Raw genomic sequence first — 10,423 nt, forward strand, 5'->3', positions numbered from 1 at the left:
GAAAAGGGGGTAATATGCCTGAAAATAGGGAATTATAGGTAATGATGGGGTATTTGATGTTAAAAAAAGCTTACTTAGTAACCTAAGTAAGCTTTTTTGTGATGGGTAGGGTTTTGCAAAAGTCTCAGGCCGTCTGAAAAATCCGATCGAAACAGTTTGCCGCCTGTATCGGGTTATTTACGGAGAGTACCAGGTTATCGCGGATAAACTTTAAATGTGATGCTCATCGGCAAATTTAATGCTGATTAGCCGTCATTCCCGCTCAGGCTGGAATCCAGAGATTTGGAATTCCAGTATTCGTGAAAACACAACCGTTTCCGAGCGTTCAAGCCTGGATTCCCGCCTACGCGGGAATGACGTGAAAAGACGTTTGGATAAGATTACAAAATGGTTAGATTAAAGGCCGTCTGAAAAGGTTTTTCAGACGGCCTTTGCGACAATATCGATTGATTGTTTACCACATTAAAACGGCCTAAACCTACCCGTTGCCATCGTAATTAAGCCGATTTTTCAGACGGCCTGTTTTGGATTCGGTTTGCTTAAAACCATCATTCCTGCGCAGGCGGGAATCCAGAGGTTTGAGTTTCGGCATCCGCTGAAAAACAACCGTTTCCGAACATTCGGGTCTGGATTCCCACCTGCGCGGGAACGACGTAGAGAAACGTTTGGATGAGATTACAAGAATGCTTAGATCAAAGGCCGTCTGAAAAGGTTTTTTCAGACGGCCTTACAGTTTCAAACCGGATTACTTCGCGGCAGATGCACCCGATGCGGCGGCGGTTGACGCTGCTTCGGCTTTCGCTCCGGCGGCAGCGTTCATACCCCAGCTCTCAGGGTATTTGTAGCCTGCGAATTTCTTCTGTGCATAAGCCTTGAATTCGGCGGAGTTATAGGCTTCGGTAACATCTTTCACCCATTTGCTGTCTTTGTCGGCGGTTTTCACGGCCGCCCAGTTCACGTAGGCGAAACTCGGCTCTTGGAACAGGGTTTCGGTAAGTTTCATGCCGCTGCTCATGGCGTAGTTGCCGTTCACGACGGCAAAATCGACATCGGCGCGGCTGCGCGGCAGTTGTGCGGCTTCCAGCTCGACGATTTTGATGTTTTTGCTGTTTTCGGCGATGTCGTTTTTAGATGCGGTAAGCGGGTTGATGCCGTCTTTCAGCTTTACCCAGCCCAATTCGTTGAGCATCACCAGCGCACGGGCAAAGTTGGACGGATCGTTCGGCGCGGACACGCTCGTACCGTCTTTCACTTCATCCAGTTTTTTCAGCTTGCCGGGGTAAAGACCCAAAGGTGCGGTCGGCACTTGGAACACTTCGGTAAGGTCGAGTTTGTGTTCTTTTTTGAAATCATCCAGATACGGCTTGTGCTGGAAGATGTTGATGTCCAGCTCGCCTTCGGCCAAAGCCAGATTGGGACGCACGTAATCGGTAAATTCCACCAGTTTAACCTGATAGCCTTTTTTCTCGAGCGCGGGTTTGATTTGGTCTTTGACCATATCGCCGAAATCTCCGACCGTAGTGCCGAAGACGATTTCTTTTTTCTCCGCACCGGCAGCGGCAGGCTGAGACGCGCCCGATGCTGCGGCGGGCGTATCTGTTTTTTTGCTGGCCGCAGGCCGCCAAAACCAAAGCCAGCACTGAGACTGAGAGGGTTTTCGATAAAACGGATGCACGCATTGGATAACTCCTGATAAAAAATATGAACAATGTGAAAATCATATCATGCCGTCTGAAAACCGCTTAATGATTTTTCAGACGGCCTTAATGAATAAAAATTCTAAGCGTATGTTGCGAAAGTATTTTGCCGAACATCAGGCTTCGGGATACCGCCGACAAACATATCCGGCAGCCGGCCGGACTGCATTTTCAGACGGCCTGAGCGTTTTGCGGCAGTATGTGGCGGCAAAACCGCCAATCCGATAAAGCTTGGTCGTCAATATAAATCTGCGGTTTCGGCAGGAAAGCCGTAAAACAATGTACCAAACCCAATTCTTCGGCACTCTGCCGGGCATATTCCGCACCGCCGCTGCTCCAAAGATACAGGATGTCTCCCGCTTTGTGCAGGCGGCGGACTGCTTTGACCGCTTCGGGTATCGGGATACGGGTTTGGCCGACGCTGCGGATGAGCGTGTCGTCCACATCGACATAAATAATTTTCGGTCTGCTGCTCATATAAACGGCTTTCCCCATTCCCCGGATAAGGCCGTCTGAACGGATTTGCGTTTTTTCAGACGGCCTTTGTAGCGGAAAACGGTTTGTATTCTACCGTTTGTCCAATTTACGCGAAATAAAATTGCCCAAACTCTGAATCAAAATAACCAATAACACCAGCACGGCCACGATGAAGATAATCACCTCGGTCTGGTAGCGGTAGTAGCCGTAGCGGATGGCAAGGTCGCCGAGACCGCCGCCGCCGATCATGCCCGCTGCCGCGCTGTACGAAAGCAGGCCGATGGCCAGCACGGTAATGCTCGAAACCATGCCCGCCCGCGCTTCGTTGAGCAGCACTTTGCGGATGATTTCAGACGGCTCCGCCCCCATCGCAATCGCGGCTTCAATCACGCCTTTGGGCACTTCGCGCAGATTCTGCTCGACCAGCCGTGCGAAGTAAAACAGGCCGGAAACGCTCAGCACCAGCGATGCGGCCACGGGGCCGATGGTACTGCCGACCACGGCGCGGGTAACGGGAATCAGCGCAATCATTAAAATCACAAACGGAAACGCGCGCATCAGATTGACCAGATTGTCGAGCACCAGATTCAGCGGCCGGTTGTAATGGAGCTGGCGGCTTGACGTTACGAACAGGAACACGCCCAGCACGGTGCCGAACACCACCGCGAACGTGGTCGACAAACCCACCATCACGAAGGTTTCCCACAAAGCCTGAACAATCTCGCCCTTCATACCCGCGATGGTTTGCACGGCTTGGGAAAAAGTCAAATCCGCCATCATTCAGTCCTCCCGCACCAATTCGCGCCCGATTTCCGACTGCGCGTGTATCATGCCGTTTTCGATGTTTACCGTTTCCACCAGCCTGCCTTGGTGGAGCAGCGCGGCGCGGTCGCACAGGCGACGCAGAACACTCATCTCGTGGGTAACGATAACGACGGTTACGTTGAAACGTTTGTTGATGTCTTCCAAGCATTCCAACACGCTGCGGGTAGTAGCGGGGTCGAGCGCGGAAGTCGGCTCGTCGGCCAGAATCACCTGCGGGTTGGGCGCGAGCGCGCGGGCGATGCCGACACGCTGCTTCTGGCCTCCCGAAAGCTGCACGGGATAATGGTTTGCACGGTCTTGCAGGCCGACGATTTCCAAACATTCCGCCACGCGCGTTTTGATTTTTTCAGACGGCCATCCCGCAATTTCGAGCGGAAACGCCGCATTGTCGGCCACCGTGCGGTTGGCAAGCAGGTTGAACTGCTGGAACACCATGCCGATGTTCTGCCGCGCCTGCCGCAGTTGCGCCGCACCCATCGCGGTCAGATCCTGCCCGGCCACCGTTACCGTACCCGTGTCGGGTCGTTCGAGCAGGTTGATTAAGCGCAGTAGGGTCGATTTCCCCGCACCCGAATAACCCATCAGGCCGAAAATTTCACCCGCCCCGATATGCAGCGACAGCGGTTCGACGGCGCTGAACCAACCCTTGCCGCGCGTTTGGTAACGCTTGGAAACATTGTCCAAAATAATCATGATTCTTCCAAAAACAACAAAGCCCGATGCGGACACAACGGGCAAAAACCGAAACGCGGAAATATTCCTGACGCTTTAGCTGTTTTAACGCCCGCAAGCTGTGTCAAATCGGCGTAAAATTTCGGTGGAAATGTAACGGAAAACCGCTTTTCCGTCAAGATTTCCAAGAGATACGGCTTCATTGCGGCACACTGCCGCGCATATGGACGGCGGATTGTTTGCGGCCATGCGCCGATACCCGGTTTCCGCAACAAGCCGGAACTGCGCCGCGTAAAATTGTCCTCCGCACTGTGCATACGCTAAAATACCGCCTGTCTCCAGCAACCCGCCCGAGGCCGTCTGCAATTTTCAGACGGCCTTAATTAAGAAAGTACGAAATGACCGAAGAAAAACAAACGCTGATTGAATTTCCCACCGATTTCTCCTTAAAAATCATGGGCGCGCAACATCCCGACTTCCTGCCCGAAATCCTGAAGACCATCCGCCAACACGCGCCGGACACTTCCGAAGCAAACGTCAAAACCCGCCCCAGCAGCAGCGGCAACTACATCGGAGCCACCGTAACCGTGCGCGCCGAAAGTCAGGAACACCTCGACGGCATCTACCGTGCGGTAACGTCGCATCCTATGGTTAAGGTTGTATTTTGACGGAAGGCAGCAATATACCCGCAAGGCCGTCTGAAAACGTTTTTTCAGACGGCCTGTTCAGCCAGCTTAAGAATCAGCAACCATGAAAACCAAATACTTGGGATTACAGGAATACGCTCCCGTCTTTGAAGCCATGAAACGCTTCAACGACATGCGCGACGACCACACCGAAGACGAAATCTGGCTGGTCGAACACCCGCCCGTATTCACGCAGGGCATGGCCGGCAAACCCGAACACCTGCTCGCAGACAGCAGCATTCCCGTCGTACAAATCGACCGCGGCGGCCAGATTACCTATCACGGCCCCGGCCAACTTGTCGCCTATACCATGATCGATTTCAAACGCCGCAAACAGTCGGTGCGCCAAATCGTCTCCGCGCTCGAAAACGCCGTGATCGCCACCCTGTCCGACTACGGTATCGAAGCCGCCGCCGACCCGAAACGTCCGGGCGTGTACGTCGGTGCAAAAAAAATCGCCTCGCTCGGCCTGCGCATTAAAAACGGCTCCGTTTACCACGGCCTCGCACTCAACGTAAACATGAACTTAACCCCGTTCCGACAAATCAACCCCTGCGGCTACGCAGGCATGGAAATGACCCAAATCGCCGATTTCGTTACCCTCTGTCCCGAATGGCAGGAGGTTGCGGAAAAACTGGCGGGGTATTTGCAGCGGGAATTGGCCGTCTGAAGCAGACTGTCGCAGCATCAGCCTGCGTTTGCTAAAATGACCGCATGCCGTCTGAAAACATTTTCAGACGGCATGCCCGAAGCACGAAGCACACCGAAAGAACCCACATCATGACCACCGAAACCGCAGCAAAACACGATAACAGCCAAGGCGTGAAACACAAAGGCGCCGCCAAAACCGCACGCATCCCGATTAAAGTCGTGCCGCTGGAAGAAAAACTCAAAAAGCCCGAATGGATACGCGCCAAACTGCCCACCGGCAAGAAGTTCTTCGAAATCAAAAACATCCTTCGCAACCAGAAAATGCACACCGTGTGCGAAGAAGCAAGCTGTCCCAACATCGGCGAATGTTTCAGCAAAGGCACGGCCACCTTTATGATCATGGGCGACATCTGCACCCGCCGCTGCCCTTTCTGCGACGTCGGCCACGGCCGCCCCAATCCGCTCGATCCAGACGAGCCGAAAAACCTTGCCGACTCCGTGGCCGCGATGAACCTGCGCTACGTCGTCATCACCTCGGTTGACCGCGACGACCTGCGCGACGGCGGCGCACAGCACTTCGCCGACTGCATCAACGCCATCCGCGAACGCAGCCCGCACACCAAAATCGAAATCCTCGTACCCGATTTCCGCGGCCGTCTCGACATCGCCTTGGACATTCTCACCCGAACCCCGCCCGACGTGATGAACCACAACCTCGAAACCCACCCGCGCCTCTACAAACAGGCACGCCCCGGTTCCGACTACAAACATTCGCTCGAACTCTTGCGCCGCTATAAAGAAATGCAGCCCGACATCCCCACCAAATCCGGCATCATGGTCGGGCTCGGGGAAACCGACGACGAAGTGCGCGAAATCATGCGCGACATGCGCGAACACAATATCGAGATGATTACCGTCGGCCAATACCTGCAACCTTCAGACGGCCATCTGCCCGTGTTGCGCTACGTTACCCCCGACATGTTCAAGCAGTTTGAAAAAGAAGCCTACGAAATGGGCTTCACCAACGCCGCCATCGGCGCGATGGTGCGCAGCAGCTACCATGCCGACGAACAGGCTTCGCAGGCATTGCAGGAAGATGTCTCAAACAACAGCTGCCACGGCTGACGTATTTTCAGACGGCCTTATTTCCCCTACCCCGTTCAACCTACCCAAAGGACAAGCAATATGATTAAACTCCATACCAACAAAGGCGTTATCGGCATTGAGCTCGACCACGAAAAAGCCCCCGTTACCGCCGCCAATTTCGAGCAATACGTCAAAGACGGCTTCTACGACGGCCTGATTTTCCACCGCGTGATCAAAGGCTTTATGATTCAGGGCGGCGGCATGGATGCCGACATGAACGAAAAAGCCACCCGCGAACCGATTCAGAATGAAGCGCAAAACGGCCTGAAAAACGACAAATACACCATCGCCATGGCGCGTACCCAAGCCCCGCACTCGGCTTCCGCCCAATTTTTCATCAACACCAAAGACAACACCTTCCTGAACCACACCGAACCGAGCCTGCACGGCTGGGGTTATGCCGTATTCGGCAAAGTGGTGGAAGGTCAAGACGTTGTCGATGACATCGAAGGCGTTGCCACCAAACGCCACGGCTACCACGATGATGTACCGGTCGAGCCTGTGGTCATTACCAAAGCCGAAATTGTGTAAACGGCCGAACCTGCCGGACAAAAAAGCCGCGTTTCCCGCAAACGCGGCTTTTGCCGTATAGGGCTTTTCAGACAGCCTGATGCCGTCTGAAAAGCCCTGCCGCAACACCCGGCAACCGCCCGCAGCCAAGACAAAAGCAGCAAAAAATGCTATGCTTCACGCTTTCCACCTAATCCCGTTGAATCGATGAAAAAGCTCCTGATTCCCGCCGTCGGCGTCATTGCCGCCGGTTTGCTCGGCACCCCCTATTACCTCGGCATCAAAGCCGAAGAAAGCCTGAAAGCACAACAAAAACTCCTTCAAGACACGGGCTTTCTCACCGTCGAGTCCCACCGCTACGAACGCGGCTGGTTCAGCGCCACCGAAACCACCGTCGTGCGCGTGAAACCCACGCTGCTGCAAAACGCGCAGAAATACCTGCCCGAAAATCTCAAAACCGTTTTAAAAGAACCGATTACCGTCGTCAACCACATCAAGCACGGCCCCTTTGCCAACGGGCTTACACCCGTTCGCGCCCATGTCGACACCGAAATCAAATACCATCCCGAAACAGCCAAAGTGCTCGCACGCTTCTTCGGCAACCAAACGCCCGTAACCATCAGCAATACCGTGCATCTCAACGGCAGCGGCGACATGTCGCTCAACATCCCCGCGTTTGACTACGAAGAACTTTCCGGCATCAAACTTTCATGGAAAGGCTTTTCCGGCACCACGGGCTACGCCGCCGATTTCAACAGCTATACGCACGATTACGCCGCCCCCGCCCTGCAAGTGAAGCTGGCCGATAAAGGCGACGTACTGATGGAAAACCTGCGCATCCAAACCGAAACCCAAACCGGCAAAACCGGCGTTGCGCTGGGCAAAAGCAGCGTTACGCTCGACAGAGCCCAGCTCGAATGGAAAGAAGGCATCGACTACAACTTCAAACTCAACGAGCTGGTCAACCTAGTAACCAACCTGCAAATCGGCGCGTTTATCAACCCCACGGGTACCATCGCACCTTCAAAAATCGTGGTCAACAAGCTGAAATTCGACACCCAAACCGGCGAAAAAGACCAATGGATCAACAGCGAAGGCCGTTTCCAATTTGAAAAACTCGCCTACGGCGAAGAAAACTACGGCCCGCTCGACATCAACGTGGCCGCAGAACATCTCGACGCCAAGAGCCTGCTCGCCCTGAAAAACAAAATCGCCGAAACCGCAACGAAGGAAATGACCGAAGAGCAGATTCAGGCCGCGCTGATTCAGACGGCCAAAAACGAAGCCTCCGGCCTGTTTACCAACAACCCCGTCCTCAACGTGAAAACCTTCAAATTCACTATGCCGCAAGGCATTGTCGACGTGAAAGGCAAACTCGCCTTCAACGGCCTGGCCAAAACCGACCTGAACACGCTGGAAGCCATGCTGAAAAAAACCACTGCCGACTTCGACATGCGCGTACCGCAAAAACTGCTTGAAAGCCTTGCCGTTACACAGGCGCGCAGCATCTTCAGCGTCAACCCCGAAGACGAAGCCGCAGGCCAAGCCAACATCGAAGACATCAACGAAACCCTGCGCCTGATGGTGGACAGCACCGTCAAATCGATGGCCGCCGAAAAATACCTGACCCTCGACAACGGCAATATCGTTACCAAAATCCAACTGGGCGCCAACCAGCTCAAGCTCAACGGCAAAGTCTTTGAAAACGGCCCGGAACCGGAAATCGACGAAAGCGACTTGCTGTCCGAAGAAGAAATCAATGCCATACAGGCATCCGCTGCAAAACCCGCAGCAGCATCGGCAAAAAAATAATCCGCGCAAAACACAGGCCGTCTGAAAACAGTTTTTCAGACGGCCTTCTACTTTCAAATGCCCCAAATATCCGGAAGACTCTCCCACCGGAACACTTTCCCATAATCTTCCACATTATTCGCAATAAAATCAGTCATTCCCGCGCAGGCGGGAATCTAGAAATTTAACTTTCAGTATCTGCCGGAAAAACAACCGTTTCTTGGCCGTTACAGTCCGGATTCCCGCCTGCGCGGGAATGGCAGCGCGGAAAGTTTTGGGGAAACTGTTTTGGAGAAAATTACAGGATTAAGAAAATCGGTGAAATAACCAAAGGCCGTCTGAAAATTTTCAGACGGCCTGTTTATCTGCACGGGCTTTCCACATCATTCGGATTGCCCTTTATCCGGCATTCATCCCGCTTCGCTTTTCATCACCCGCTGCCGGCGCGTTTCTGCCAGCACCATACCTGCCGTTACCGATACGTTCATGCTTTCCACCGTACCGAACATCGGTACCGACACCAGCATATCGCAATGTTCGCGTGTGAGGCGGCGCATGCCTTCGCCTTCGTTGCCCATCACCCACGCCACGCTCTGAGGCAGGTCGGCGTGGAACAGATCCGCTTCTCCGCCCATGTCGGTGCCCACAATCCAAATGCCGTATTCCTTCAGATCGCGCAGGGTACGCGCAAGATTGGTTACGGTAATGTAGGGCACGGTTTCCGCCGCGCCGCAGGCAACCTTGCTGACGGTGGCGTTCAGCCCCGCGCTTTTGTCTTTCGGCGCAATTACCGCGTGCACGCCCATTGCATCAGCGGTACGCAGGCACGCGCCGAGGTTGTGCGGATCGGTAATGCCGTCGAGCACCAGCAGCAGCGCGGGTTCGCGCAGATTGTCCAACACGTCTTCCAAATGGACATGGTTTTTCGATGCGTCGATAAAACCGACCACCCCCTGATGCCGCGCGCCTTTGGCAATGGTATCGAGCCGCTTGGCGTCGGCAAAATGCAGGCGCACGTTTTCGGCGGTGGCTTTTTCCAATACTTCGCGGGTGCGCGCATCGGATTTGCCTTCCTGCATATAAAGCTCGGTAATCGATTTCGGATTCTGCCACAGGCGGGCATTGACGGCATGGAAGCCGTAGATCAGGCGTTGGTTGGACATGGTCTGCTTTCGGAAAACGGTTTGCGCTTACATTGGAACGGTATTTTCAGACGGCATCAGGCCGTCTGAAGGCAGTTCGCCCGCTCATCCCAAAGCCCGGATACCCACGGCTTCGCGTGCCTGGTCGAGCAATACGCGTGCTTCTTTACGGGCTTTGGCGGCACCGGCCTGCAAAATCTCTTCGATTTTTGCGGGGTTGGCGGTCAGTTCGGCATAGCGTTCGCGCGGTTCTGCAAGTTCGGCGTTGATTTTGGCGGCCAACAGTTTTTTGGCTTCGCCCCAAGCCAGGCCTTCGGCGAGCATGTGCGTGAACTCGGCGGTTTCAGACGGCGTGGCGAAGGCTTTGTAGATTTCGAACAGCGGGCTTTCGTCGGGCTGTTTCGGCTCACCCGGCTCTTTCAGGTTAGTGATGATTTTGTTGACCGATTTTTGGGTTTTCTTGTCGTTTTCCCACAGCGGAATGGTGTTGCCGTAGGATTTCGACATTTTTCGGCCATCCAAGCCGACCAGCAATTCAACCTGTTCGTCGATTTTCACTTCGGGCAGGGTGAAGATTTCTTTGAAACGGTGGTTGAAACGGCCGGCGATGTCGCGTGCCATTTCGACGTGCTGGATTTGGTCGCGGCCGACGGGCACTTCGTTGGCTTTGAACATCAGAATGTCGGCGGTCATCAGAATCGGGTAGCTGTACAGCCCCATCTCGATTTGGTGGTCTTGGTCTTCCTGACCGTTGTTGAGGTTGTCCTGAACGGCGGCTTTGTAGGCGTGGGCGCGGTTCATCAGGCCTTTGGCGGTGATGCAGGTC

Annotated in this window: 10 protein-coding genes and 1 pseudogene; 5 read left to right on the forward strand and 6 right to left on the reverse strand. The window is 54.2% G+C overall.

What is annotated here, in order from left to right:
• Positions 1-745: 745 nt before the first annotated feature.
• From ACEYDX_RS03985 to ACEYDX_RS04000, 4 genes and pseudogenes are all read right to left on the reverse strand, one after another.
• Positions 746-1,679: pseudogene (locus tag ACEYDX_RS03985) on the reverse strand (MetQ/NlpA family ABC transporter substrate-binding protein).
• Between the two features lie 189 nt (positions 1,680-1,868).
• Positions 1,869-2,174 carry a DUF705 domain-containing protein gene (locus ACEYDX_RS03990; RefSeq protein ID WP_373740739.1) on the reverse strand — a complete coding sequence of 102 codons (306 nt, stop codon included), beginning with the start codon at positions 2,172-2,174 and terminating at the stop codon, positions 1,869-1,871.
• A 90-nt stretch (positions 2,175-2,264) separates the two neighbouring features.
• Positions 2,265-2,951, reverse strand: coding sequence for a methionine ABC transporter permease (locus ACEYDX_RS03995; protein ID WP_373740748.1), 687 nt, complete (start codon positions 2,949-2,951; stop codon positions 2,265-2,267).
• 3 nt (positions 2,952-2,954) lie between these two features.
• Positions 2,955-3,692 carry a methionine ABC transporter ATP-binding protein gene (locus ACEYDX_RS04000; RefSeq protein WP_373740740.1) on the reverse strand — a complete coding sequence of 246 codons (738 nt, stop codon included), beginning with the start codon at positions 3,690-3,692 and terminating at the stop codon, positions 2,955-2,957.
• A gap of 377 nt (positions 3,693-4,069) precedes the next feature.
• On the opposite strand from ACEYDX_RS04000, the gene ACEYDX_RS04005 reads away from it, so the two are divergent.
• The 5 genes from ACEYDX_RS04005 (at position 4,070) to ACEYDX_RS04025 (ending at position 8,476) form a co-directional block, all read left to right on the forward strand.
• Positions 4,070-4,339 (forward strand): YbeD family protein, encoded by a 270-nt coding sequence (locus ACEYDX_RS04005; protein ID WP_373740741.1) that lies wholly within the window; start codon positions 4,070-4,072, stop codon positions 4,337-4,339.
• An 82-nt stretch (positions 4,340-4,421) separates the two neighbouring features.
• Positions 4,422-5,027 (forward strand): lipoyl(octanoyl) transferase LipB, encoded by a 606-nt coding sequence (gene lipB / locus ACEYDX_RS04010; protein WP_373740742.1) that lies wholly within the window; start codon positions 4,422-4,424, stop codon positions 5,025-5,027.
• A 110-nt stretch (positions 5,028-5,137) separates the two neighbouring features.
• Positions 5,138-6,133 (forward strand): lipoyl synthase, encoded by a 996-nt coding sequence (lipA, locus tag ACEYDX_RS04015; protein WP_373740743.1) that lies wholly within the window; start codon positions 5,138-5,140, stop codon positions 6,131-6,133.
• Between the two features lie 60 nt (positions 6,134-6,193).
• The gene (locus tag ACEYDX_RS04020) at positions 6,194-6,685 is read left to right on the forward strand and encodes a peptidylprolyl isomerase (RefSeq protein ID WP_373740744.1); all 492 of its coding nucleotides are present in this window, start codon (positions 6,194-6,196) and stop codon (positions 6,683-6,685) included.
• A gap of 186 nt (positions 6,686-6,871) precedes the next feature.
• Entirely contained in the window at positions 6,872-8,476 is a 1,605-nt protein-coding gene (locus ACEYDX_RS04025) for a YdgA family protein (RefSeq protein ID WP_373740745.1), read from the forward strand.
• Between the two features lie 389 nt (positions 8,477-8,865).
• On the opposite strand, the gene rlmB is transcribed toward ACEYDX_RS04025, so the two are convergent.
• Together rlmB and trpS are read right to left on the reverse strand one after the other, a co-directional pair.
• Positions 8,866-9,618, reverse strand: a complete 753-nt coding sequence (gene rlmB, locus ACEYDX_RS04030; protein WP_373740746.1) for a 23S rRNA (guanosine(2251)-2'-O)-methyltransferase RlmB — start codon at positions 9,616-9,618, stop codon at positions 8,866-8,868.
• Between the two features lie 84 nt (positions 9,619-9,702).
• Positions 9,703-10,423, reverse strand: a 721-nt coding sequence (gene trpS, locus ACEYDX_RS04035) for a tryptophan--tRNA ligase (RefSeq protein WP_373740747.1), incomplete at its 5' end; no start/stop codon positions are given.

The organism is Neisseria sp., assembly GCF_041804105.1.
Lineage (GTDB): Bacteria > Pseudomonadota > Gammaproteobacteria > Burkholderiales > Neisseriaceae > Neisseria.

Excerpts from the sequence above, each read along its gene's own strand:
- ACEYDX_RS04000 (WP_373740740.1), bottom strand. The coding sequence starts at position 3,692 with ATGATTATTTTGGACAATGTTTCCAAGCGTTACCAAACGCGCGGCAAG.
- ACEYDX_RS04005 (WP_373740741.1), top strand. The coding sequence starts at position 4,070 with ATGACCGAAGAAAAACAAACGCTGATTGAATTTCCCACCGATTTCTCC.
- ACEYDX_RS04025 (WP_373740745.1), top strand. The coding sequence starts at position 6,872 with ATGAAAAAGCTCCTGATTCCCGCCGTCGGCGTCATTGCCGCCGGTTTG.
- ACEYDX_RS03995 (WP_373740748.1), bottom strand. The coding sequence starts at position 2,951 with ATGGCGGATTTGACTTTTTCCCAAGCCGTGCAAACCATCGCGGGTATG.
- lipB (WP_373740742.1), top strand. The coding sequence starts at position 4,422 with ATGAAAACCAAATACTTGGGATTACAGGAATACGCTCCCGTCTTTGAA.
- lipA (WP_373740743.1), top strand. The coding sequence starts at position 5,138 with ATGACCACCGAAACCGCAGCAAAACACGATAACAGCCAAGGCGTGAAA.
- rlmB (WP_373740746.1), bottom strand. The coding sequence starts at position 9,618 with ATGTCCAACCAACGCCTGATCTACGGCTTCCATGCCGTCAATGCCCGC.
- ACEYDX_RS04020 (WP_373740744.1), top strand. The coding sequence starts at position 6,194 with ATGATTAAACTCCATACCAACAAAGGCGTTATCGGCATTGAGCTCGAC.
- ACEYDX_RS03990 (WP_373740739.1), bottom strand. The coding sequence starts at position 2,174 with ATGAGCAGCAGACCGAAAATTATTTATGTCGATGTGGACGACACGCTC.